Here is a 23,396-nt window from a genome sequence, read left to right as displayed (position 1 = left end):
GCGCCGATGCTAGGAGGGCCCGGCCGCGGCTGGACCCCCGGGGCACCGCACCGGGCTAGGGTGGCCGGGATGCGTGAGTACCTCGTTGTCGCCGCTGTCGTCCTGGCCGGGATCGCCCTCGTGGCCTCCGCCATGGGCGCCCGGCGCCTGCTCGCGCCCGCCGACCCCACGACGGCCAAGCTGACGACCTACGAGTCGGGCGTCGACCCGGTCGGCGCCGGGTGGGAGCAGGGCAGCGTCCGCTACCTCGTCTACACCCTCCTCTACGTCATCTTCGCCGTGGACGCCGTCTACCTCTTCCCCTGGGCGCTGGTCATCCGCAGCGACCTCGGGGCCGCGAGCCTGGTGGAGATGGCGATCTTCATCGGTGTGCTCGTCGTCGCGCTGCTGCACGTGTGGCGCCGCGGCCTGCTGAGGTGGTGGTGAGGGTGAGCACCGGCGACGGTGAGGTGACGCGGCATACCGCGACGGCCCTGCCGACCCCGCGGGTCGGTGCGCCGGTGGAGCGGGCGCCCCGCGCGATCCAGGTCGTCCTCAACTGGGGTCGCAAGTACTCGTTGTGGGTCTTCAACTTCGGGCTGGCCTGCTGCGCGATCGAGTTCATCAGCGCCTCGACGGCCCGCCACGACTTCATCCGTCTCGGCGTCATCCCGTTCGCCCCCGGCCCCCGGCAGGCCGACCTCATGGTCGTCTCCGGCACGGTGACCGACAAGATGGCGCCGGCCATCCGTCGGCTCTACGACCAGATGCCCGAGCCGAAGTACGTCATCTCCTTCGGCGCCTGCTCCAACTCCGGGGGGCCCTACTGGGACTCCTACTCGGTCACCAAGGGCGTCGACCAGCTCATCCCGGTGGACGTCTACGTCCCCGGCTGCCCCCCGCGACCCGAGGCGCTGCTCGCCGGCATCGTGCAGCTGCAGCAGCAGATCGCCGCCGAGGTGCCGGGGCGGGCGCGGGCGCGGTCCGGCTCGAGGTATGCCGATCGGCCGGTCTCCGCGGGCGAGGTCACCCGCGACCTGGTCCGGCCGCCCTCCGCCTGAGGTCCCCCCACCGCACTCACAGGCCGTCGTCCTTCCTGCCGGGGCATGCATCCGGCGGCTGGTCCACCTTCACGCCTGTGAGTGGCCGGGGCGCCGTAGTCTGACGCGATGAGCGAGGTCAGGGTGGAGGAGCGACGGGTCGCGCCGGGGGAGTGGTCCGACGCCGTCCGCGCGGCCCGCGACGAGGGCTACGCCTTCTTCGACTGGCTGGCCGCCGTCGACGAGACCGACCGCACCGCCACCCAGGAGGGTGCACCCGGCCCGGGGCTCGACGTCGTCTGCCACCTGATCGACGTGAGCCGGGCCTCGCGCGGCGGCGGCCTGCGCCGGGTCCTCCTGGTGACGCGCGTCCCCGACGGCGGCGAGGTGGCCTCGGTGACGCCGGTGTTCGCCGGCGCCGGCTGGCACGAGCGCGAGGCGCACGAGATGTTCGGGGTCGGCTTCACGGGGTTCGAGGACGGCACCGGCCTGGGGCTGCGACCGCTGCTGCTCCCCGAGGGGTTCGAGGGGCGTCCGCTGCGCAAGGACTTCGTCCTCGCCGCCCGGGCGTCCAAGCCGTGGCCCGGTGCGAAGGAGCCCGGCGAGGGGGAGGGGTCGGCCACCAGGCGTGCCCCCTCACGCCGGCGCCTGCTGCCGCCCGGTGTCCCGGACGCCGCGTGGGGACCCCGCGGCGACTGACCCCTCCCCGGGGCAGGCGCGCGGGGCGTCCTGCGGCATACCGTCGGGTCATGGAACGACCACGGATCGAGGCGACGTCGGTGTCGGTGAGCACGGACCGGCCGCGCGAGCTGGCGAGGTTCTACGCGGACCTGCTGGGGGTGGCGGTCGGCGCCGAGGAGGGGCCGGGCGAGGGGGAGCCGGCCGACGCGGGCTGGGCCCAGCTGCGCCCGGTCGAGGGCCGGCTGCGGATGACGCTCAACCTGGAGTGGGACCCGGTGTACCGGCCGCCGACCTGGCCGAGCGCACCCGGGGCGCAGCAGCCGCAGGCGCACCTGGACCTGTGGGTGGAGGACCTCGACGAGGCGGAGCGGTGGGCCGTCCGGCTCGGCGCCCGGCGCGCGCAGGACCAGCCGCAGGAGACCGTGCGGGTCATGCTCGACCCGCACGGCCACCCGTTCTGCCTGTTCACCTGAGCCCGGATCGGCGGGGGGCTCTTCTCAGGGGTGCCGCACGGTCACGTCGCCGAGGCCGGTGCGCGCCTTGACGGAGAGGTAGGCCTGCCCGTCCGCCGGGGCGCCCACGGGCTCGACGTCGCGACGGACGGTGCCGAGGCCCGCGCTGAGGTCGAGCCACACCGGCTCGCCCCGGGGCACCACGACGGTGACGTCACCCGCGCCGCTGCGGCACTCGGCGCTCCCGGAGAGCAGCTCCACGCGGATGTCGCCCGCGCCGGTGGCCGCGCTCACCGCCCCGCCCGAGCTGGCGTTCACGCGCACGTCACCGGCTCCCGCGCGCACGTGCAGCTCACCCTCGGAGCTGTCGACGACGACCTCCCCGGTGCCCGTCGTCGCGGACCCGCCGGTGCAGGCCCCGACGGTGAGGTTCCCGGCACCGGTGGCGGCCCGGACGGTCAGGCAGCGCTCCACGCGGACCTCGCCCGCGCCGGTGCGCACCGTCGTGCTCCCTCCGGTGCCCTGCACCAGCACGTCGCCGAGCTTGGTCGTCGCCTCGACCGCCACACCGGCGGGCACCTCGATCTCCACGTGCACGGCCGTCCCGCCGCCGAGGCTGATGGGCCCGAGGGTGAACCCGTGGCCGCCGTCGTCGATCCGCGGCACCTCGACCCGCAGCCGCCCGTCGACGACCTCGACGGTGGCGCGGGAGAGGTCGACACCGGCGTGCCGGGGGGTCAGCCGCACCGTGCCCGGGGCCGTCCCGGGGTCGCCGGGCACGTGCGTGACGACGACGTCACCGCGGTGGTTGTGGGCGACGAGCGCCCGGACCCCCGTTAGCGCGTGGGTGGTGGGGAGCATCTCGGTGTTGTCCATGACGACCTCCGTGGTCGGTTCAGGCCCAGCCGCTGACGCGACGGGAGCCGGGGGTGGTGGGGGGTATGCCGTCGCGCCCCTGCGCGGTCGCGCGGCGGACGGTGTGGACGAGCCAGGTGTTCAACGACTGCCCCGAGGAGGCGGCGAGCTCCTCGGCCCGGGTCTTGAGCTGGTCCGGCAGCCGGAGCGTGATCCGGGCCGCGCCGCCGTCCCCGTCGTCGTCCGCGGGGAGGGCGGGCCGGTCGGGCTCGTGGGAGGTCGGCGGCGGGGTGCGGGTGACCGTGACGACCGGCTCGGTGCCGGCCATGGTCACCGTGACGACGGCCTCGTCGAGCTCCCTGGCCACGGCGGCCGCGGTGTCCGAGACGGCCCGGACGAGCGCGAGCCGCAGTCCCGGCTCGAGCGCGGAGACGAGGCGGTGGGCGACGTCGCGGGTGCGGTCGTCGGCGAGGGCGGTGGCCCGGTCGAGGTCCGCGGCGATCCCGTCGAGGTAGGGTGTGAGATCCATGACGTCATCATGACACCATCGTGACGTCATACGCAACCGTCGTCGAGGGGACGCAGAGCCCCGGGCGCGGGGGCAGCGGTGCGTCACCGACGTTGGCTAGTGTGGCGACGATGCCCAGTGACCTTCCCCTCCTCCTCGAGGTCGTGCTCAAGGCCGTCGTCGTGATGGCGGCCTTCCTCACCCTGCCCCTGGCGCTCGGGCAGCTCGAGCACAAGGTCATGGGGCACATGCAGGGACGGCTGGGGCCGATGGAGGCCGGACCGCACGGGATCCTCCAGCTCGTCGCCGACGGCATCAAGTTCGTGCAGAAGGAGGACGTGACACCGGCGGCCGCCGACCGCCCGGTGTTCCGGCTGGCCCCGGGGGTGGCCCTCGTCCCCTACCTCGTCGCGCTCGCGGCGATCCCGTTCAGCGCCGCGTGGGTGGGCGCGGACGTCCCTGCCTCGCTCCTGTTCGTGCTGGCCGCGACCAGCGTGGGCGTGATCGGCACCCTGATGGCGGGCTGGGGCAGCGGGAACAAGTACTCCCTCATCGGCGGGATGCGCGCCGGGGCGCAGCTCGTCTCCTACGAGCTGCCGCTGGTCCTCTCCGCGGCGAGCGTCGCGCTCGCGGCCGGGACGCTCTCCCTCACCGGCATCGTCCAGGCGTGGTCGTGGTGGTGGCTGCTGTGGCAGGCGCCGGCGGCCGTGGTCTTCCTCGCAGCGAGCGTCGCCGAGCTCCAGCGCACCCCCTTCGACGCCCCGATCGCGGACGCGGAGATCGTCTTCGGCCCGCTGACCGAGTACACCGGGCTACGCTTCGCCTTCTTCCTCCTGGCCGAGTACGCCGGCATGGTGGTCATGGCGCTCCTCTTCGCGGTGCTCTTCCTGGGTGGCTGGCGCGGGCCCTGGGGGGACGTCGGCGCCGTCGGAGCGCTCTGGACCCTGCTCAAGGCGACCCTCGTCGGCGTGCTCTTCCTGTGGCTGCGGGTCGCCTGGCCCCGCGTGCGCGAGGACCAGCTGCAGCGCTTCGCCTGGCTGGTGCTGCTGCCGCTCGCCCTGCTCCAGCTGGCCGTCACCGCGGTCGGGGTGGTGGTCCTGTCATGAAGGGTCTGCTCAAGGGCCTCGCCACGACGGCCAGGGTGCTGGCCCGTGGCTCGCACACCGTCCAGTACCCCCACGTGCAGCCCGACCTTCCCGACCGCTCGCGCGGGGTGATCGCGCTGCTCGAGGAGAACTGCACCTCGTGCATGCTGTGCGCCCGCGAGTGCCCGGACTGGTGCATCGTCATCGACTCGCACAAGGAGACGGTGCCCGCCGAGACCGAGGGCGGCCGCGACCGGCAGAAGAACGTCCTGGACCGGTTCGACATCGACTTCTCGCTCTGCATGTACTGCGGCATCTGCATCGAGGTCTGCCCCTTCGACGCCCTGTTCTGGGCCCCCGACTTCGCCTACGCCGAGGGTGACATCCGCAACCTGCTCCACGGCAAGGAGCAGCTCGGCACCTGGATGGACCGGGTCCCGAGGTCGGCCTGGCCCGAGGGCTACCACGGCCCGGGGGACACGGCCGCCGGGCCGTCCGCCGCCGAGCCGTCCGCCGTCGAGGCGGCCATGGCCGAGCCGCCGCCCGCCGAGGCGGCCATCGGCATCGAGGCGGCCGGCCCGAGCGCCGTCGAGGCGCCCGCCGCGCAGATGCAGGACGAGCCCCCCGCCCCGCCGGCGACGGACGACCGACCCGCCGGAGGCAGGGGGTGAGCGGACCCGACGTCCTCTTCCTGGCCGTCGGCCTGGTCACCGCGGGCGCCGGCCTGCTGGCGGTGACCTCGCGCCAGGTCCTGCACGCCGCGCTCTGGCTGGTCGTGGCGCTGGGCGGGCTCGCCGGCTGCTACCTCGTCCTGGGCGCCGAGCTGGTGGCGCTCGTCCAGCTCCTCGTCTACGTCGGGGCGGTCGTCGTCCTCGTCCTCTTCGCGCTCATGCTGACCCGCACCGGTGGCGTGCCGGTCGTCACCTCGGTGGCGCAGCGGGGCGCGTCGGCGCTGGTCGGTGCCGGCACCACGATCCTGCTCGGCGGCTCGCTGCTGGCCACCCTCGGAGGCGACCCCGTCCCGATCGCCGGACCGTCGAGCACCGACGTCGCCACCGGCATCTTCGGCACCTACGTCTGGCCGTTCGAGCTGCTGTCGGCCCTGCTGCTCCTGGCCCTCGTCGCGGCCGTCGCCGTCGCCCGCGCCCCGGTCGGTGGGAAGGACCGGGCGGCCCACCGTCCGGACGAGCCGCCCGCCGCCGCCGAGCACGGGGAGACACCGTGATCCGACCGGCCCTTCCCTACCTGCTCGTCGCCGTCCTCGCCGGGCTCGGCGTCTACGGCATCCTCGCGCGACGGCACGCCGTGCTCGTCCTCGTCGGCGTCGAGCTGCTCCTCGGGGCCGCCGGTCTCCTCCTCGTCACGGTGGGGCAGACGACCGAGAGCGACCTCCACGCCTCGGCACCGGTCCTGACCCTCTTCCTCATCACGATCGCCGCGGCGGAGGTGGTGGTCGCGCTCGCCGTGCTCGTCGCCCTGCACCGGGCGCGCGGCCACGTCGACCTCGCCGCCGACCTCGACCCGCGCGCCGTCGTGGCGACCAGCGACGACGCGCCGGGGGAGACACCGTGAGCCGGACCCTGCCGGGCATCTCGCTGCCCGACCCGAGCGAGCTGTCCTGGGCGGACCTGCAGCTGCCGAGCCTCGGCATACCGGCCCTGCCCGTGCCCGACCTGTGGGGGACCCCCGCCCAGTGGGCGGTGCTCGTGCCGCTCCTCGCCGCGCTCGCCGGGGTCACGCTGTCGGGCCGCTCGAACCGCCTCGCCGCGTGGATCGGTGTCGCGGGCGGGCTCGGCACGCTGGCGGCCACCGTCTGGCAGCTGTATGCCCTGGCCCTCACCCCCGGGGCGCGCCGCACCTCGGGCACCCTCGGGGCGCTGCCCCTCGGGGAGCTCGACGCCCCCCTCGGCCTCGTCGTCACCTGGCCGCTGGCGCTCATCGCCGTCACCGTCGCCACGGTCGCGCTGGTCGTGCAGGTCTACGCCCGCTGGTACCTCTGGTACGACCCCCGCTACCGGACCTTCGCGGCGACGGTCTCGCTGTTCACCGCGGCCATGCTGCTCACCGTGCACGCCGACGACGTCCTGCTGCTCATCGTCGGCTGGGAGGTCATGGGGTGGTGCTCCTTCCTGCTCATCGGCCACCACTCGACCAAGAACGCCGCCCGCCGGGCAGCCAGCAAGGCGCTGCTCGTGACCCGCACCGCCGACATCGGCTTCGTCCTCGGGCTCGTGATCCTCGCGGGCGGCGCCGGCACGACGTCGATCACCCGCATCGTCGAGCACTGGAGCAGCAGCGCCACGGTGCCCGGGCCCTCGACGGGCCTCGTCGTGGCCATGCTCCTCGTGGTCGTGGGGGTGGCGGGCAAGTCGGCGCTCTTCCCGTTCCAGGACTGGCTCCCGGACGCGATGGAGGGCCCCACGCCCGCCTCCGCGCTGATCCACGCCGCGACGATGGTCGCCGCGGGCACGGTCGTGCTCACCCACCTCTTCGAGCTGCTCGCCGTCACCGACCCGGCCCGGCTGCTGCTGGCCGTGCTCGCGTCGGTGACGGTCCTGGGGGCCGCGCTGCTGGCCTTCGCGCAGGGCGACCTCAAGCGGCTGCTGGCCTGGTCCACCGTCAGCCAGGTGGCCCTGATGCTCGCCGCGCTGGCCGCCGCGACGCCGGCGACCGGACCGGACGCGGCGGCGCAGCACCTCGTCGCCCACGCGTGGTTCAAGGCGCTGCTCTTCCTGTCCGTGGGCTGGCTCGGCGTGCTGGTGGGCGGCACCGCCATGGCGCTCGTCGCCTCCGGCGCCCGCCGCTACCGGGTGCTGCGCCGCCGGCTCGCCTGGGGACTGCTCGGCCTGGCGGGAGTGCCGCCCTTCGTCGGGTTCTTCTCCAAGGAGCTGATCCTGGGTGCGGCGGAGGTCGGTGCGCTCACGACCGGCGGTGTCGCGTCGGTGATCGTGCTGTCCTCGGTCGGCGCGGCGGCCCCGCTCACCGCCGCCTACTGCATGCGCGCCTGGCTCGTGCTCGACCGACGCACCGACGCCGAGCAGCTGGCAGCGACCTACCACCAGGGCGGCGTGGAGCGGATCGACGACTTCTTCGACGAGCCGGTGGTGCTGCACGAGGCCGAGGGGCTCGAGCGCGCGGAGGCCGCGATCAGCTCCTCCGCCCGGCTGGGCACCACGGTGCTGATGCTCATGACGCTCCTCGGCGCCGCCGTGGCCCTGCTGCCCGTCTGGCGCAGCGACGTCCACCTCAACCTCCAGCTGCTGCTCGTCACCCTCCTCCTCATGCTCGTCGCGGCGGTGGCCGTCGCGCTCGCCGCGCGCGGCGTGCGCACCCGGGACGCCGGGGCCAGGGTCCCCGCCAACGTCAGCATCGCGGCCGAGCGCGGGCTCGGTGCCGACTACGCCTACCGGCTCCTCGTCGCGACGCCCGTGCTGGCGCTCGCGCGGGCCGTCGCCTGGTTCGACGCCGAGGTGCTGGACGCCTGGGTGCGCGGCGGCGGCGCCGGCGCCCACCTGCTCGGCCGGGCCGGTGACTGGCTCACGCCGCGCCGCGCGACCCCTGCGCTGGCGCTCGTCCTGGGGGCCGTGCTGGTGCTCGCCGGCGTCGGGGTGGTGACACGGTGATCGACTCCCTGCGTCCCGCCGGCCGCCAGCTCCTCGAGCTCGTCCCCGACCTCGGGGCCGGCTGGGTCGTGCTGGCCCTCGCCCCCCTCCTGGTCGGTGCCGTCACGCTCCTCACGGCGGGCCGGTGGCCGACCGCCCCCGGTCACACCGCGATCCGCGCCGTCTCGGTCGGCGCCGCCGTCGTCAGCTCCCTCGGCGTGGCCGGGACCGCCCTGCACCGGCCGGGGGTCGAGCTGCCGTGGATCCCCAGCCTCGGCGTCTGGCTCCGACTGGGGGTCGACGGACTCAGCACGCCGCTGGTGCTGCTCACCTCCGTCGTCGGCGTGGTCGCCGTCCTGCTCCACCTGCACGTGCCCCCACCGCCCCGGCCGGCGCCCCTGGAGGACGAGGACGTCGCGGCCACCTCGCCGATCCCCCTCGTCCGCAGCATCGACGTCCCGGGGCTGGCGACCTACCACGCCTGCCTCCTGCTGGTCCTGCTCGGCGCCCTCGTGGCGTTCCTGGCCGGGGACGCGATCCTCTTCTTCGTCGGGTTCGAGCTGGTGCTCGTCCCCATGTGGGTGCTCGTGGCGCGCTACGGCGACCCGGGCAGCGACCGGGAGGGTGCGGCGGCCCGCTTCCTCATGGTCACCGTCGTCGGCTCCACCCTGATGCTCGTGGGCCTGCTGGGGGTGGCGACGGCGACCGGCACGAGCGACCTCGCCCGATGGGCCGAGCTGCGCGGGGAGGGGATCGCGCCGGGCACCCAGGCCGCGCTGGCCGCGGTGCTCCTCCTCGGGCTCGCGCTCAAGGTGCCGGTCTTCCCGCTCCACACCTGGCTGCCCTGGGTGCACGCCACGGCGCCGACCGCGGCGTCGGTGCTCCTGGCGGCGGTGCTCCTCAAGCTGGGCACCTACGGCATCGTCCGCCTGGTCGTCCCCGTCGTCCCGGACGGGTTCGCCCTGTGGGCGCCCCTGCTCGGGGGGCTGGGCGTCACGGGTGTGATCTGGGCCGGGCTGGCGTGCCTCGTCGAGACCGACCTCAAGCGGCTGATCGCCTGGTCCTCGATCGCCCACCTCGGCTTCGTGGTGCTCGCCCTGGCCGCCGGCACCGAGACCGGCCTGCAGGCGGCCCTCTTCGGCAACGTCGCGCACGGTCTCGTCGCCGCCCTGCTCTTCGTCGTGGTCGGCGGCCTGAAGCACCGCTGGGGCAGCGCCCGGCTCTCGGTCGCCCGGGCCGCCCTCCGCGAGGGCACCCCCCGCCTGGGTGCGGCGCTGGTGCTCGGCATGGCGGCCTCGATGGGGCTGCCCGGCCTCGCCGGCTTCTGGGGGGAGATCGGGGCGGTCTACGCCGCCTGGGCGCCCGCCGCCGACCGGCCCGAGGGCTGGTTCCGCCTGTATGCCGCGCTCGCCGCCGTCGGCGGGGCGCTCTCCGTCGCCTACGGCGTGCGTGTGCTGCGGGAGGTGTGGTCCGGCGACCGCGCCGAGCCGCGCGTGCCGGACGCCGTACGGACGGAGCGGCTGGCCCTGCGGCTGCTCGGTGCCCTCGTCGTGCTGCTGGGCGTGCTGCCCGTCCTGCTCCTGGCGGTCACCGCCCCGGCCGTCGAGGCGGTGATCGGCCGATGAGGGTGGAGGTGCAGCTCGCGTCCACGCTGCCCGTGCTGGCGCCGCTGGTCGCCGCCGTCCTCGTGCTCGTGCTGGACGCCGCGCTGCCTGGGCGCCGGGTCCTCCACCTGGGGGTCGCGGCGGTGGGACTGGCCGGCGGTGCCCTCGCGGCGCTGCCCGGCCTCCGTCTGGTCGCGGGGGACGCCCGGACAGCTTTCTGCCTGCCCACCGGCGAATGTCTCCACACCGCCGACCGGCTGGTCTCGGCCCTGCAGGTGACCGCCCTCCTCGGGGCGCTCGTGGTCCTCGTCCTGGCGTGGCGCGAGTGGGCCGGCGGTGACGGTGGTGGCGGTGTCAGCGGCGGCGGTGCCGGTGGCGACGGGGGACGTGCCCCGGTCGTCGTCTCGCTCCTGCTCGGCGCGACCGGTGGTGTCGCGGCGGTCCCGGCTGCCGGTGACCTCGGGACCCTCCTCGTCTCGCTCGAGCTCGCCACCCTCCCCACGGTGGCCCTCGTCGCGCTGACCCACCCGCGCTGGGCCGCGGAGCGCCGCGCCCGGTCGGTCGAGGGCGCGGTCGCGCTGCTGGCCACCTCCCTCGTCTCCTTCGGCCTGCTCGCCATGGGGGCCGCCCTGTGGGTGGCGGCCACCGGCACGGCGCTGCTCGGCGCGCCGACGGCGCGGGAGCCGGTCCTGCTGCTCCTGGCCTCGGTGTTCGTGCTCGCCGGCCTGGCCTTCAAGATCTCGGCGGTGCCGTTCCACGCCTGGACCCCCATCACCTACACCACCGCTCCGCTGCCGGTCACCGCGTACCTGGCGACGGTGTCCAAGGTCGCGGCGCTCGGCGCCCTCGTCGTCCTGGTGCGGGCACTGGGGTCCGTGGACGACACCACGCTGCTCGCCGTCGCCCTGCTCGCGGCCCTCTCGATGACGGTGGGCAACCTCGTCGCCCTCGTCCAGACCGACACGGTCCGGCTGCTGGCGTGGTCCACCGTGGCCCAGGCCGGATGGGTGCTGCTGCCGCTGGCCTCGTTGTCCTCCCGGGCCGCCTCCGCGGCCGGCTCCTACCTCCTCGTCTACGTGGTCGCCACGCTCCTGGCCTTCGTCGTCGTCCTCGTCGTCGCGCAGGGCGGGGCCGGCACCTCCCTCGAGGGGCAGCGCGGGATGCTCCGGGCCCGGCCGCTCCTGGCCCTGCCGCTCGGTCTGGCCCTGCTCACCCTCGCCGGGCTCCCACCGGCCGTAGCCGGCCTCGTGGCCAAGGTCGTGGCGCTGCGACCCGTGGTGGGCGACGGCACCTGGTGGCTCGCCGTGGTCGCGGCCGTCAACGTGGCGATCGGGATCGCCGTCTACCTGCGGTGGTTCGCGACCCTGCTCAGCGCACCGTCCACGACGGGGCCCGGCGGGACCGACGCGGCGGGGGAGGCGCGCGCAGGTGAGGAGGCACGGCATACCCCCGTGGCCTGGTGGGTCCTGGTGGCTGCGCTGACCACCCTGCTGGTGCTGGGCAGCGTGGCACCCGTCGGGATCATCTGAGCGGCAGGCGGCACGACGCGCCCCCGCGGCACGACGCGCCCCCGCGGGCCCGCGCGCCGGAACAAGGCTGCCGGCCGGCACGTTCGGACCAGCATGCACAGGCACTACAACGGGCTCAAGACGACGCTGCTGTTCGGCGCGATCTGGGCCCTCTTCCTCGGGCTCGGCGCCGTCGTCGGCGGCGGCCGCTACATCTGGCTGTTCGCGCTGCTGGGCGTGGGGACGACGTTCTACAGCTACTGGAACTCCGACAAGCTCGCCATCCGCGCCATGCGCGCCTACCCGGTGACGCGCGAGCAGCAGCCCGCGATGTACCGCATCGTCGAGGAGCTCGCCGCGTCGGCGGGCAAGCCGATGCCACGCCTCTACGTGAGCCCCACCGCTGCGCCGAACGCCTTCGCGACCGGGCGCAACCCGCGGAACGCGGCCGTCTGCTGCACCGAGGGCATCCTGCACCTGCTCGACGAGCGGGAGCTGCGCGGCGTCCTCGGCCACGAGCTGATGCACGTCTACAACCGCGACATCCTCACCAGCTCCGTCGCCGCCGCGGTCGCCGGGGTCATCACGTCGGTGGCCCAGATGATGCTGTTCTTCGGCGGTGGCAACCGGGAGAACGGCGGCAACCCCCTCGCGCTGCTGGCGATGGCCCTGCTCGCGCCGTTCGCCGCCACCGTGATCCAGCTGGCCATCAGCCGGACCCGGGAGTACGACGCCGACGAGGACGGGGCCGCGCTGACCGGCGACCCGCTCGCGCTCGCGTCCGCCCTGCGCAAGCTGGAGGCGGGCACCGCCCGCGCGCCCCTGGCGCCGGAGCCCGGCGTCGTCAACGCCAGCCACATGATGATCGCCAACCCGTTCCGGGCCAAGGACGCGAAGAGGATGTTCGCGACGCACCCGCCGATGGACGACCGGGTCGCGCGCCTGGAGCGGATGGCCGGCGCCACCCAGCCCGGCATCGAGCGCTACTGACGACCTACCCGCCGTCCGGGGCGGACGACCTCAGGTGCCCGGCTCGCCGCGGACGCTGAGCACCGGCGGCCGGTCGCCCCGGAGCGAGGCCACCATGTCGACCGCCCGTCGGGTCGCCCGCACGTCGTGGGCCCGGAAGACGGTCGTGCCCAGCCACGCCGCGACCGCCGTCGCGGCCAGCGTCCCCTCCAGCCGGTCGTCGGCCTCGAGGTCGAGCGTCTCGCCGACGAAGTCCTTGCGGGATATCGCCTGCAGCACCGGGTAGCCCAGCCCCGCGACGTCGGCGGTGTGGCGCAGGGTGACGAGCGAGTGCCGGGTGGTCTTGCCGAAGTCGAGGGTCGGGTCGACGAGGATGCGCTCGGGCGGCACGCCGGCCGCCTCCGCCACCAGCGCCCCCCGCGCCAGCACGCGCAGGACGTCCCGCACCACGGCGAGCTCGTCGTCGCCCTGCTCGTCGGCGTACCGCATCCCCACCGGGTCGGTCCGCGGGGGCAGGCCGCCGGTGTGCGAGCAGACCACCCCCGCCCCGACGCGTGCGGCCACGTGCACCAGCTCGGGGTCGTGGCCCGCCCACGTGTCGTTGACGAGGTCGACGACCCCCTCGGCGGCCAGCGCCACCTCGCCCCTCCAGGTGTCCAGGGACAGCACGAGCGCGGGGTATGCCGCGCGCGCCGCCTCCAGGAGGGGCAGCACCCGGGAGATCTCCTCCCGGGCGTCCACCCACTCCCCCTCCTGGCCGGCGCGCACCCCGCCGACGTCCACGATGTCGGCGCCGTCGGCGACCGCGGTGTGCAGCGCGTCGAGGGCGTCCTCCAGGGCGGCGTGCCGGTTGCCCGCCCAGAAGGAGTCGGACGTGCGGTTGAGGATGGCCATCACCGCAGGCCGGGAGGCGTCGAAGACCCTGCCCCGCAGCACCAGGGGAGGTGTGCGGGGCAGGGTCGGCGGTGTCGGGTCCGGCGGCGGTGCGGGGGTCCTCATCGCCGCATCGTCGCACTACTCCCAGGCGATCCAGTCGATGGACTCGTCGGCGATCGCGAGGACCGCGTAATGCATGCCGTCGTCGGTCATCAGCTTCCAGGCGGGGACCTCCATGTTCCCGGCCGACTGCGTCCACATCGTGCCCGTGGTCAGCTCGGCGGAGGTCACCACCTTGTCCTTCATCAGCAGCGGGATCTGCATCCCGGGCTCGACGGGGACGGGCGGCGGCACCGTGTAGTCCGGGACCGGCATGCTGGACATGTCACCCTCGTACGGCATCATGTCCTCCGGCAGCGTCACGCCGTACTCCATCCCGAACTCCCGCTGGGCGTAGCGCTCGACCGCCTCGACCGCGGAGATGACCGGGTAGTCGCCCAGCGAGGTCATCTCGCCGGCGGCGCCCCACGCGCTGACGACGCCCGTGGGTCCGACGGTGAGGTTCATCGCGAGCTCGCTGCCGCGCATCCCCTCGGGCCACCCTTCCACGGTGATCGACGAGCTGCCCGGCTCCTGGTAGTCCACCCCCTGGAACGTGTAGCCGCTGAGGTCCAGGCCGGTGCTGGCCAGGAAGTCCTCGGCGGCGGCGACCGCCTGCTCCTCGCTCGGGGGCGACCCCTCCGGGGTGGTGCACATCGACGGGTCGGGCGGCGGGATGTCCGGGCCCATGGCCTTGACCCACTCCTCGCGCATCATCTCGAGGTCCTCGGGCAGGGCGCCGCTGTACATGTCCTCGCAGTAGGGGCTGTTGAGCTGGTCCTCGTAGTTGAAGCGCAGGCCACCACCGCCCTCGCTGCTCACGGAGAGGATGCGCAGGGTGTCCGGCTCGATCATCACCGTCTCCCCGTACCAGCCCTCCGACCCCTCCTCCGGGTCGGGGCGGACCCCCTCGACCCCGAGCCGCTCGGCCCAGGTGGTGAGGAACTCCTCGGCGTCGACGTCGCTGGTCAGCGCGCGCACCGGGGCGGTCCCACGCTCGGTGGGCAGACCCGGCCCGGGCAGCAGGCGCACCGGTCCCATGTCGTAGTTGGGACCAGCACCGCCCATGCTCGCGTCGGAGCGGGCCTCGCCGGCGGCTTCCGTGATCGATGCCCCGTCGGCCGTCATGCCTCCCATCGCGGCGCTGTCGCCCTCCGCCCCGTCCTCGGTGTCAGCGTTCCCGGCGCCGGGCTGGCCGGCGAGCGGCTGCGGCTCCGCGGTGTGGGCGCCGAGGGCGTACCCGCCGCCTCCCATCGCGAAGGCGGCGACCGCGGCGGCGGCGATCCAGGGGGCGTGCACCCTGGGGCCGCGGAACGCGTCGTCGTGGACGGCCGTGACCCGGTCGGTCCCCTGGCTGGCGGGGGCCTTGGTCGAGATCAGGGCGCGGAGGGAGTGCAGGTCGGGGTGCGATCCGGTCGCGGGGTCGCTGGCGCGCAGCTTGGCCAGTGCCTCGTCGTCGTGGTCGATCATGGTGATCTCCTCGGGGTTGGTCGCGGATGGTGGGTCAAGGGGAGCGGGTGCGCGACCTAGTGGTCGTCGTCCCAGGCGTCGCGGAGCCGGGCTCTGGCGCGCGAGAGCGCGGCCGCAGCCCCGCCCCGCGTGAGGCCCAGCGCGTGCGCCAGACCTTCCCCGTCCAGTCCCTCCCAGGCGTGCAGCATCAGCACCGTGCGGTCGCGGGCGCTGAGCTTCGACATGGCGCGGCGCATCTCGTCGTTGGCCATGACGAGCTCGGCCGGGTCGACGCTGCGAGAGGTGCGGGCCCCCTCCTCGCCGGTGCCGTAGTCGGCGATCAGCGTGAGGGTGGGCTTGCGCCGGTGGTTGGCGAGCACGAAGGACGCCGTCTTGTAGAGCCAGGGCAGCTCGAACCCCTCGGGGACCTTGTCCCGGCGGCGCCACGCCGTGGCGAACACCTCCGCCGAGAGGTCCTCCACGTCGCTGTGGTTCGCCCGTCGGACGAAGTAGCGGTGGATCGCCGTCGCGTGCTGGGCGAAGAACCCGTCGAACCAGGTCGCGTCCCGCAGATCGGTGCCGGACATGGCCGGGGACTCGCTCCCAGCGAGGCGTAGGGCCATCGCTGCCTCCTCGGTCGTGGCGGTGGCGACGCCTCGTGGCGCCGACACTGCCACTATGTCCCGCCCCGCCCCGCTGTTGCACGAGCCCGCGCGGACGCCGACGACGAAGGGCCCCGCGCGGTGCGCGGGGCCCTTCGTCAGGTGGGTGGCAGGTGCAGGATTCGAACCTGCGTAGGCGTACGCCGACGGATTTACAGTCCGCTTCCATTGGCCACTCGGACAACCTGCCAGTGCGCGCCGCACGACGTCGAGCGCGGATGAAAGGATAACAGTCACCCGTCGCAGGTCCGAACCGAGCACAGGAGGTATGCCGCATGGCCGACTCGTCCTTCGACATCGTCAGCAAGGTCGACCACCAGGAGGTGGCGAACGCCGTCAACCAGGCCGCCAAGGAGATCAGCCAGCGCTACGACTTCAAGAACGTCGGTGCCTCCGTCGAGCTCGTCGGCGAGACGATCAAGATGTCCGCGAACAGCGAGGAGCGCTGCCGGGCGGTGCTGGACGTCCTGCAGACCAAGCTGGTCAAGCGCGGCGTCTCGCTCAAGCACCTCGACTACTCCTCCGACGGCGAGCCCCGGCTCTCCGACAAGGAGTACCGCCTCGAGGCCGCGCTGACCTCGGGCATCTCCAGCGAGAACGCGAAGAAGATCTCCAAGATCATCCGTGAGGAGGGACCCAAGGGGGTCAAGCCGCTCATCCAGGGTGACGAGCTGCGCGTGACCTCCAAGTCCCGCGACGACCTGCAGGAGATCCAGCGGCTGCTGAAGTCCAAGGACCTCGACGTGGCCCTGCAGTACACCAACTACCGCTGACCGTCGGGGCCGGCGTGCTGGCCTACGATCGGTAGCCATGCCGACGACGACGCCCGCGGTGGGCGCGACCGCACGTGAGCAGCTGCCCACCCGTCCGGAGCGTATGGGACGCCTGCCCTACACCCGGCAGCACACCCGTGTCCTGCTCGGTTCGGGCACCGGCTGGGCCCTCGACGCGATGGACGTCGGGCTCATCTCCTTCGTCGGTCTCGCGGTGGCGACGTCCTGGGACCTGACCCGCACCGAGCAGTCGTGGCTGCTGTCCATCGGCTTCGTCGGGATGGCGCTCGGTGCGACGGTCGGCGGGATGCTCGCCGACCGCTACGGCCGCCGCACCGTCTTCGCCCTCACCCTCCTGGTCTACGGCCTGGCGACCGGGGCCTCGGCCCTGGCGACCGGCCTGGCGATGCTGCTCGTGCTGCGCTTCGTCGTGGGGATCGGCCTCGGGGCCGAGCTGCCCGTCGCCTCCACCCTGGTCAGCGAGCTTTCCCCGGCGCGCATCCGCGGCCGGATGGTGGTCGCCCTGGAGTCCTTCTGGGCGGTCGGCTGGATCCTGGCGGCACTGATCGGCTTCTTCGTCGTCCCCACCTCCGAGGAGGGCTGGCGGTGGGCCTTCGCGCTGGGCGTGGTGCCCGCCCTCTACGCCGTCGTGGTGCGCAGAGGCCTGCCGGAGTCGCCGCTGTTCCTCGAGCGCCGCGGTCGGGTCGAGGAGGCCGAGGAGGTGGTACGCCGCTTCGAGGCCTCGGCCGGCCTGCCCCCCCAGGAGAGCCGCCCGCTGCCGCCCGCGCCACCCCGCACCCCGGGGGCGCTGTGGGGCGCGGTCTACCGCCGGCGCACCCTGGGCATCTGGCTGGTGTGGTTCTGCGTCAACTTCTCCTACTACGGTGCCTTCATCTGGCTGCCGACCCTCCTGTACGCACAGGGCTTCGACCTCGTCCGTTCCTTCGGCTACACGCTCGTCATCACCCTCGCGCAGCTGCCCGGGTATGCCGTGGCTGCCGTGCTCGTCGAGGTCTGGGGGAGGCGCGCCACCCTGGCGACCTTCCTCGTCGGCTCCGGCGTCTCCGCGGTGTTCTTCGGGATGGCGGGGGAGGTGTGGCAGATCCTGGCCGCGGGGTGCGCCCTGTCGTTCTTCAACCTGGGCGCCTGGGGGGCCCTGTACGCGATCACCCCGGAGATCTACCCCACGACCGTGCGGGCCTCCGGGGCCGGTGCCGCGGCCGGCTTCGGCCGGATCGCCTCCGTCGCGGCGCCGCTCCTCGTGCCCGTCGTCCTGGCGGCCTGGGGCAACGCCGCGCTCTTCGCGGTGTTCGGCGCGAGCTTCGTGCTGGGGGCCGCCGCCGCCTGGATCCTCCTGCCCGAGCAGGCCGGGGACGCCCTCGACACGACGTGACCCACCCAGCCGTGCATAGGTATACTCGACCCTGCATGAATAGCCACCACGATGGGACTGCGTCGCCGGTCCCACGGCATACCCCGTCCGGCCCCCGACCCCACCCCTAGGATGACGCGCATGACGAAGCTGTCCACGAACCAGGACTTCATCGACCTCGAGGACCAGGTCGCCGCCCACAACTACAGCCCGCTGCCCGTCGTGGTGGACCACGCCGAGGGCATCTGGGTCACGGACGTGGAGGGCAACCGCTACCTCGACGCGCTCTCGGGCTACTCGGCCCTCAACTTCGGCCACCGCCACCCCGCGCTCGTGCAGGCCGCCAAGGACCAGCTCGACCGGTCGACGCTGACGAGCCGCGCGTTCCACAACGACCAGCTCGGCCCGTTCTGCGCCAAGCTGGCCGGCCTGGTCGGCAAGGACATGATCCTGCCGATGAACACCGGTGCCGAGGCGGTGGAGACCGCGCTGAAGATCGCCCGCAAGTGGGGTTACCTCGTCAAGGGCGTCGCACCGGAGCAGGCCGAGATCATCGTCATGGACGGCAACTTCCACGGCCGGACGACGACGATCATCTCCTTCTCCGACGACCCGGAGGCCCGCGACCACTACGGTCCCTACACCCAGGGCTTCGTGTCGGTGCCCTATGGTGACCTGGCCGCGATCGAGGCTGCGATCCACGACGGCACGGTCGCCGTGCTGGTGGAGCCGATCCAGGGCGAGCAGGGCGTGAAGATCCCCAAGGAGGGCTTCCTCCCGGGGCTGCGCGAGCTGTGCACCGAGCGCAACGTGCTGATGATCGCCGACGAGATCCAGGCCGGCCTGGGTCGCGTCGGCACCACTCTCGCCTGCCAGTACGAGGGCGTCGAGGCCGACCTCTACACCCTGGGCAAGGCGCTCGGCGGCGGCATCGTGCCGGTGTCCGCGGTCGCGGCGGACGCCGACGTCATGAACGTCATCACACCAGGCACCCACGGCTCGACCTTCGGCGGCAACCCGCTCGCCGCCGCGGTCGGGCTGGCGGTGTGCGAGCTCCTGGAGTCCGGGGAGCACCAGGGCAACGCCGCGGCGCTGGAGGGCCAGTTCCGCGAGGCGCTGGAGGCCCTGGTCGGCCGGGGGGTCGAGGAGGTCCGCGTGCGTGGCCTCTGGGCCGGCGTCGACATCGACCCCGAGCTGATGAGCGGCAAGGAGGCGTGCAAGCAGCTGATGAAGAAGGGCGTCCTCGCCAAGGACACCCACGGCTCCACCATCCGTCTCGCCCCGCCGCTGACGATCACCGGCGAGGAGCTGCGGATCGTCACCGACGCGCTCGCCGAGGTCGTCACGGAGGCTCGCCGGGGCTGACCCCCGCGCCGGCGGAGGTGGCCAGCCTCCTGCTCAGACCGCGCACCGTCTCCCGCAGCTCGGGAGGGTCGAGCACCTCGAACGGCACCCCGAGCCACAGCGTCTCGATCGCGAGGTAGTCCAGCGTCTCGGCGCCGGTCTCCAGTTCGCAGGTGCCGTCGCCGAGGTCGGTGAGGATGCCCGCGTTCTGCGGCACCCGGGTCGCGATCTCCTCGACGTCGGCGTGCAGGCGCAGCCGCGCGACATACCGGTAGGGCGAGCGGATGACCGAGTCACGCACGTACTGGACGGGGTCCGGCGCCTCCCGCGCGGGGAAGCGGAAGGTCGTGGCGTGCACGCTGCCGACCTCCACGCGGTCGAGGCGGAAGGAGCGCCAGTCCGCGCGGTCGGTGTCGAAGGCGAGGAGGTACCACCGCCGCCCCATCGCCACCACCCGGTAGGGCTCCACGCGGCGCGAGCTGGGCGACCCGTCGCGCGCCCGGTAGGAGAAGTCGAGCAGCACCTCGTCGCGGCAGGCGCGGGCGACGGCGCTGAGCAGCCGCGCGTCGACCGGGACACCCCCGCCCTCGACGGCCACCACCGCGTGGCTGATGGCCTCGACCTCCCCCCGCAGGGCCGCCGGGAGCACCTGGTCCAGCTTGGCGAGGGCCCGCAACGCCGACTCCTCCACGCCGCTGACCGAGCCGCCCGCCGCCAGCCGGAGGCTCACCGTCACCGCCACCGCCTCGTCCGGGTCGAGCAGCAGCGGGGGGAGCTTGCCGCCGGCGCCGAGCTGGTAGCCGCCGCCGACCCCCGTGCTGGCCCGCACCGGGTAGCCCAGCTGGCGCAGCCGCTCCACGTCGCGCCGCACGCTGCGCGTGGTGACCCCGAGCCGATCGGCCAGCTCCGGCCCCGTCCACATCGCCCGGCCTTGCAGGAGTCCCAGCAGCTGCAGGACCCGCGCGGTGGTGTCGCTCATGGGACCCAGCCTGCCACCGCTCGCGGACACGACCTGTCCGCAGGTCCCTGCAGGATGGGGGAATGACGACCACCTCACCTCCCCGCGTCCTCCTCGTCCCCGGCTTCTGGCTCGGCGCCTGGGCCTGGGACGACCTGCTCCCGCGCCTGCGCGCCGCGGGCCTCGACCCCGTGGCCCTCACCCTGCCCGGCCTGGAGCCCGACGCTCCCGACCGCGGTGCCGTCACGCTCGAGGACCACGTCCGGGCGATCGAGGACGCGATCGCGGCGGCGCCCGAGGGGGCCCGGGTCGTCCTCGTCGCGCACAGCGGCGCAGCCGTGCCGGCAACCGTGGCCCTGGACCGGCACGTCGACGCCGTGGACCACGTGGTGTGGGTCGACACGGCACCCGTCGTCGACGGCTACGCGATGGCCCCGGACATCACGGGCGACGAGCACCCGCTCTCGGCGCAGTGGGACGACGAGCTCGAGGGCGGCTCGATGCGGGGGCTCAGCGAGGACCAGCTGGCCGTGTTCCGGGAGCGGGCGGTCCCCCAGCCCGCCGGGACGATGAGGGACGCCGTGGCGCTGGGCGACGAGCGACGCCTCGACGTCCCGATGACGCTGGTCGCCACCGCCTTCACGGGCGCGGAGTACCGGTCCTACGCGGAGGAGGGCGCGTCGTTCCTTGCCGGGCTGCTGGAGTACCGCGCCCTGGAGATCGTCGACCTGCCTACCGGGCACTGGCCGATGTGGAGCGAGCCGGAGCGGCTGGCGCAGGTCGTCGCCGACGCCGCGCAGGGCTGACGCGGCGAAGGCAGGGGCTCGCCGGTCCCTAGGCCGGCACCCCCGGCGTCCAGACCTCCGGCTCGGTGAGCATCGCGGAGCCGAGCCAGGCCTCCGGGACGCCCAGGCCCTCGACGATCGCGACCGCGTGCGGCCGCAGCTCGGCGCACAGCTTGTTGACCTGGGTGGTGACCGCCTTGGCCCGGCCCGCGGACATGCGGTTGTGCGCCTGGAACCAGCCGGAGTCGGCCTCGATCGAGCTGAGCGCGTAGAGGGTGCACAGCCGCTCGAGGACGTCGCGCACCTCGCCCTCCTCGCAGGCGTCGATCCCGGTGACGAAGGCCTCCAGCACCATCCGGTCCATGTGGGTCCGGGCGGCCATGAGCACGTGGTCCTGCGCCGCGTTGAAGGCGGCGAACGCGTCGTGGTCCTTCCCCCGGCGCAGGCGGGCCGCGAGGGTCTCCAGCACGTGCCGCTCCCGCTCGACGAACATGGACAGGTGCCAGCCGCGGTCCAGCAGCGTGTGGTCCTCCGAGCGTCGCGCCGCCGCCGCCACCAGCCGGCTGACGAGCGGACGGACGGCGGTGGCCTCGACGACCTGGCCGCCGAGCGTGCGGGCGGCGAACTGCACCATGCCCCGCACGTCGAGGTCGCCCCACATCTCCTTGTAGCCGGTGAGCAGGCCCTTGGCGACGAGCTGCAGCAGGACCGTGTTGTCGCCCTCGAAGGTGGCGAACACGTCAGCGTCGGCGCGCAGGCCGGTCAGCCCGTTCTCGGACATGTACCCCGCGCCGCCGCACGCCTCGCGGCACACCTGGATGGTGTCGTTGGCGTGCCGCGTCATCAGCGCCTTGAGCCCGGCGGCCCGGGTCTCCAGCTCGCGATGGGCCTCCTGGTCCTTCTCCGGCGCCTCGTGCAGGTCCTGCAGCCGCTCGATGATCTCAGTCACCGCGAACAGGTGGGCGTAGGACGTCGCGATGGCCGGGAGCAGCTTGCGCTGGTGGGCGAGGTAGTCCAGGAGCACGACCTCGCCGTCGTGGCCCGGCGCGTCGAACTGGCGACGGCGCACGGCATACCTCGTGGCGATGGAGAGGGCCTTGCGGGTCGACGCTGCCGCGCCGGCGGCGACGCAGATCCGCCCGCGCACCAGGGTGCCGAGCATCGTGAAGAAGCGCTTGTTGTCGTTGTCGATGTCCGAGACATAGGTGCCGGAGTCGTCGATGCCGCCGTAGCGGTCGAGCAGCATCCGCCGCGGGACCCGCACCTGGTCGAAGGTGATGGTGCCGTTGTCCACGCCGAGCAGCCCGCCCTTGTGCCCGTTGTCGCCCAGGGTCACGCCGGGCAGCGGCTGCCCGACCTCGTCGCGCAGCGGCACGAGCACGACGTGGACGCCGTGGGTGCGGCCGTCGACGACGAGCTGGCCGTAGACCGCCGCGATCCGCGCGTCCTCGGCCGCGGCCCCGATGTAGGTCTTGGTGGCCGACCGGGTCGGGGAGTGCACGACGAGCTCGTCGGTGGCGGCGTCGTAGGTGAGGGTCGTCTCGAGGGAGGCGACGTCGGAGCCGTGGCCGTACTCGGTCATCGCGTAGCAGCCGATCTGCTCCAGAGACAGCGTCTGCGGCAGCACGTTCGCGTGGTGCCAGTCGGTCCCGAGCGAGGTCACCGCCCCGCCGAAGAGGCCGAAGTGCACGGCGGACTTGACGGTGAGCGAGAGGTCGCCGAGCGCGGAGATCTCGAAGTCCACGCAGGACCGCCCCACGTCGTCGAGGCCGCCGTGCTCGGCCGGGAAGCCGCTGCCCGCCAGCCCGAGGCCGACGAGCTCGCGCAGCGCCCGGCGCGTCCACTCCCTGGCCTCGGGGACGGTCTGGGCGGCGTCGCGCACCATGAGGCGGGCGGGCACGGTGGCGCGCGCCAGGGCCCGGACGTCGGCGTAGCGGCGGCCGTCGGCGGCCGCCCGCAGGCCCGCCCCGAGGGCGCTGATCTCCTCGCGGGTATGGCGTGTGGTCGCCTCCTCGGTCGCCGGCGCCGGCATCGCGACGTCGGTGCTGGGGGCGGGGGTCTGCAGGTCGCTCCGGGTGGTCATCGTCGTCCTTCGGTGAGAGCGGGTCGGATCAGGCTGACGACGGCGTCGGTGACGGCGTCGGGGGTGAGGGGGGAGTCCTCGGTGCGGCGGCTGGAGAGCCAGTGCTCGGCGGCGGACTGGACCAGGCCGACGATGCCGGTGCCCCAGACGGGGGCGAGCACGGCGGCGTCCTCGCGCCCGGTGGCGACCAGGTGCTCGCGGAGCGCCTGCGTCAGCCGCCCGGCGATCCGGTCGGTGATCTGGTGGACCGGGTCATGGTCCTCGCCCTGGGTGGTCTCCAGCGGGCGGGTCATGACGAACCGGTAGATCTCGGGGTCCTTCTCCACCATCGACAGGTAGGCCCGCACCATGGCCGCGATCCGCTCGACCGTGTCGCGCTCGCCGACGACCGCCTCGGCGGCGGTGAACTCCTCCAGGATGCGCTCGTCGACGGCGGTGACGACCGCGCGGTAGAGGCCGGCCCGGTCGCCGAGGTGGCGGTAGAGCACCGTCTTGCTGGTGCCCGCCGACGCCGCGATCTCGTCCATCCCCACCCCGGCCCCGTGCTTGCGGATGGCCTTGAGCGCGGACTCGACCAGCTGCCGCCGGCGCTTGGTGCGATGGGCCTCCCAGCGCACGTCGCGCCCGTCGCGGCCGGTGCCGGACGGGGTCGCGCCGGGGCGCAGGGGGATGGTGACCGGGGGCGTCATGACGGTCACAGTACCAAGTACCG

The 23,396-nt window shown here is 73.9% G+C and carries 24 protein-coding genes and 1 tRNA gene; 16 read left to right on the top strand and 9 right to left on the bottom strand.

Translation table 11 applies throughout. From position 1 onward, the window contains the following. Positions 1-69 precede the first annotated feature (69 nt). The 4 genes from D4B81_RS11790 (at position 70) to D4B81_RS11775 (ending at position 2,173) form a co-directional block, all read left to right on the top strand. Complete coding sequence (locus tag D4B81_RS11790; RefSeq protein ID WP_097188251.1) at positions 70-426, top strand: NADH-quinone oxidoreductase subunit A; 357 nt, start codon at positions 70-72, stop codon at positions 424-426. A gap of 2 nt (positions 427-428) precedes the next feature. Then, complete coding sequence (locus tag D4B81_RS11785) at positions 429-1,040, top strand: NADH-quinone oxidoreductase subunit B (RefSeq protein ID WP_419866240.1); 612 nt, start codon at positions 429-431, stop codon at positions 1,038-1,040. Between the two features lie 108 nt (positions 1,041-1,148). After that, positions 1,149-1,718, top strand: coding sequence for an NADH-quinone oxidoreductase subunit C (locus D4B81_RS11780; RefSeq protein ID WP_122262814.1), 570 nt, complete (start codon positions 1,149-1,151; stop codon positions 1,716-1,718). Between the two features lie 50 nt (positions 1,719-1,768). Continuing rightward, positions 1,769-2,173, top strand: coding sequence for a VOC family protein (locus D4B81_RS11775; protein ID WP_122262813.1), 405 nt, complete (start codon positions 1,769-1,771; stop codon positions 2,171-2,173). Between the two features lie 24 nt (positions 2,174-2,197). Here the strand turns inward: D4B81_RS11775 and D4B81_RS11770 are convergent, their stop codons facing one another. Then, positions 2,198-3,028 (bottom strand): DUF4097 family beta strand repeat-containing protein, encoded by an 831-nt coding sequence (locus D4B81_RS11770; protein WP_122262812.1) that lies wholly within the window; start codon positions 3,026-3,028, stop codon positions 2,198-2,200. Positions 3,029-3,047: 19 nt separating this feature from the next. After that, positions 3,048-3,536: a toxin-antitoxin system HicB family antitoxin gene (locus D4B81_RS11765; protein WP_122262811.1), complete on the bottom strand. Its 489-nt coding sequence runs from the start codon at positions 3,534-3,536 to the stop codon at positions 3,048-3,050. 110 nt (positions 3,537-3,646) lie between these two features. Here D4B81_RS11765 and nuoH point away from each other — a divergent pair, with 110 nt between their 5' ends. From nuoH to htpX, 8 genes are all read left to right on the top strand, one after another. Continuing rightward, complete coding sequence (gene nuoH / locus D4B81_RS11760) at positions 3,647-4,621, top strand: NADH-quinone oxidoreductase subunit NuoH (RefSeq protein ID WP_122262908.1); 975 nt, start codon at positions 3,647-3,649, stop codon at positions 4,619-4,621. Further along, positions 4,618-5,271, top strand: a complete 654-nt coding sequence (locus tag D4B81_RS11755) for a NuoI/complex I 23 kDa subunit family protein (RefSeq protein WP_122262810.1) — start codon at positions 4,618-4,620, stop codon at positions 5,269-5,271. The genes nuoH and D4B81_RS11755 overlap by 4 nt, the downstream gene beginning before the upstream one ends. After that, a complete protein-coding gene (locus tag D4B81_RS11750; protein WP_122262809.1) occupies positions 5,268-5,825 on the top strand; it encodes an NADH-quinone oxidoreductase subunit J family protein in 558 nt (185 codons plus the stop codon). The genes D4B81_RS11755 and D4B81_RS11750 overlap by 4 nt, the downstream gene beginning before the upstream one ends. Further along, positions 5,822-6,172 (top strand): NADH-quinone oxidoreductase subunit NuoK, encoded by a 351-nt coding sequence (nuoK, locus tag D4B81_RS11745; RefSeq protein ID WP_122262808.1) that lies wholly within the window; start codon positions 5,822-5,824, stop codon positions 6,170-6,172. Before D4B81_RS11750 ends, nuoK begins: the two co-directional genes overlap by 4 nt. After that, a complete protein-coding gene (locus D4B81_RS11740) occupies positions 6,169-8,223 on the top strand; it encodes an NADH-quinone oxidoreductase subunit 5 family protein (protein WP_122262807.1) in 2,055 nt (684 codons plus the stop codon). Before nuoK ends, D4B81_RS11740 begins: the two co-directional genes overlap by 4 nt. Beyond that, entirely contained in the window at positions 8,220-9,827 is a 1,608-nt protein-coding gene (locus tag D4B81_RS11735) for a complex I subunit 4 family protein (protein WP_237565961.1), read from the top strand. Before D4B81_RS11740 ends, D4B81_RS11735 begins: the two co-directional genes overlap by 4 nt. A gap of 8 nt (positions 9,828-9,835) precedes the next feature. Further along, positions 9,836-11,335, top strand: a complete 1,500-nt coding sequence (locus D4B81_RS11730) for an NADH-quinone oxidoreductase subunit N (RefSeq protein WP_161965139.1) — start codon at positions 9,836-9,838, stop codon at positions 11,333-11,335. A gap of 93 nt (positions 11,336-11,428) precedes the next feature. Further along, a complete protein-coding gene (gene htpX, locus D4B81_RS11725) occupies positions 11,429-12,304 on the top strand; it encodes a zinc metalloprotease HtpX (protein ID WP_122262805.1) in 876 nt (291 codons plus the stop codon). Positions 12,305-12,334: 30 nt separating this feature from the next. Here the strand turns inward: htpX and folP are convergent, their stop codons facing one another. The 4 genes from folP to D4B81_RS11705 all read right to left on the bottom strand — a co-directional run bounded on the left by folP (position 12,335) and on the right by D4B81_RS11705 (position 15,559). After that, positions 12,335-13,282 (bottom strand): dihydropteroate synthase, encoded by a 948-nt coding sequence (gene folP, locus D4B81_RS11720; RefSeq protein WP_122262804.1) that lies wholly within the window; start codon positions 13,280-13,282, stop codon positions 12,335-12,337. A gap of 15 nt (positions 13,283-13,297) precedes the next feature. Then, a complete protein-coding gene (locus D4B81_RS11715; protein ID WP_122262803.1) occupies positions 13,298-14,728 on the bottom strand; it encodes a hypothetical protein in 1,431 nt (476 codons plus the stop codon). A gap of 56 nt (positions 14,729-14,784) precedes the next feature. Further along, positions 14,785-15,330, bottom strand: coding sequence for an RNA polymerase sigma factor (locus tag D4B81_RS11710; protein WP_122262802.1), 546 nt, complete (start codon positions 15,328-15,330; stop codon positions 14,785-14,787). 146 nt (positions 15,331-15,476) lie between these two features. Next, positions 15,477-15,559: transfer RNA gene (locus tag D4B81_RS11705), tRNA-Tyr, on the bottom strand. 85 nt (positions 15,560-15,644) lie between these two features. Between D4B81_RS11705 and D4B81_RS11700 the strand changes: the two genes are divergently transcribed. From D4B81_RS11700 to rocD, 3 genes are all read left to right on the top strand, one after another. After that, entirely contained in the window at positions 15,645-16,142 is a 498-nt protein-coding gene (locus D4B81_RS11700) for a YajQ family cyclic di-GMP-binding protein (RefSeq protein WP_122262801.1), read from the top strand. A gap of 37 nt (positions 16,143-16,179) precedes the next feature. After that, the gene (locus D4B81_RS11695) at positions 16,180-17,535 is read left to right on the top strand and encodes an MFS transporter (protein ID WP_122262800.1); all 1,356 of its coding nucleotides are present in this window, start codon (positions 16,180-16,182) and stop codon (positions 17,533-17,535) included. A gap of 120 nt (positions 17,536-17,655) precedes the next feature. Next, positions 17,656-18,879, top strand: a complete 1,224-nt coding sequence (gene rocD, locus D4B81_RS11690) for an ornithine--oxo-acid transaminase (protein WP_097188235.1) — start codon at positions 17,656-17,658, stop codon at positions 18,877-18,879. Here the strand turns inward: rocD and D4B81_RS11685 are convergent. Continuing rightward, positions 18,857-19,837 (bottom strand): helix-turn-helix transcriptional regulator, encoded by a 981-nt coding sequence (locus D4B81_RS11685; RefSeq protein ID WP_122262799.1) that lies wholly within the window; start codon positions 19,835-19,837, stop codon positions 18,857-18,859. The two genes, rocD and D4B81_RS11685, sit on opposite strands and share 23 nt — an antisense overlap. A gap of 62 nt (positions 19,838-19,899) precedes the next feature. Here D4B81_RS11685 and D4B81_RS18155 point away from each other — a divergent pair, with 62 nt between their 5' ends. Next, complete coding sequence (locus D4B81_RS18155) at positions 19,900-20,622, top strand: alpha/beta fold hydrolase (RefSeq protein ID WP_161965138.1); 723 nt, start codon at positions 19,900-19,902, stop codon at positions 20,620-20,622. Between the two features lie 28 nt (positions 20,623-20,650). On the opposite strand, the gene D4B81_RS11675 is transcribed toward D4B81_RS18155, so the two are convergent. Further along, positions 20,651-22,684, bottom strand: a complete 2,034-nt coding sequence (locus tag D4B81_RS11675) for an acyl-CoA dehydrogenase family protein (RefSeq protein WP_202613669.1) — start codon at positions 22,682-22,684, stop codon at positions 20,651-20,653. Continuing rightward, positions 22,681-23,373, bottom strand: a complete 693-nt coding sequence (locus D4B81_RS11670) for a TetR/AcrR family transcriptional regulator (RefSeq protein ID WP_161965137.1) — start codon at positions 23,371-23,373, stop codon at positions 22,681-22,683. Before D4B81_RS11670 ends, D4B81_RS11675 begins: the two co-directional genes overlap by 4 nt. Positions 23,374-23,396 lie beyond the last annotated feature (23 nt).

Source organism: Ornithinimicrobium cerasi (genome assembly GCF_003702705.1).
In the GTDB taxonomy this organism is placed as follows: domain Bacteria; phylum Actinomycetota; class Actinomycetes; order Actinomycetales; family Dermatophilaceae; genus Ornithinicoccus; species Ornithinicoccus cerasi.
This window is presented reverse-complemented; position numbering and strand designations above follow the sequence as displayed.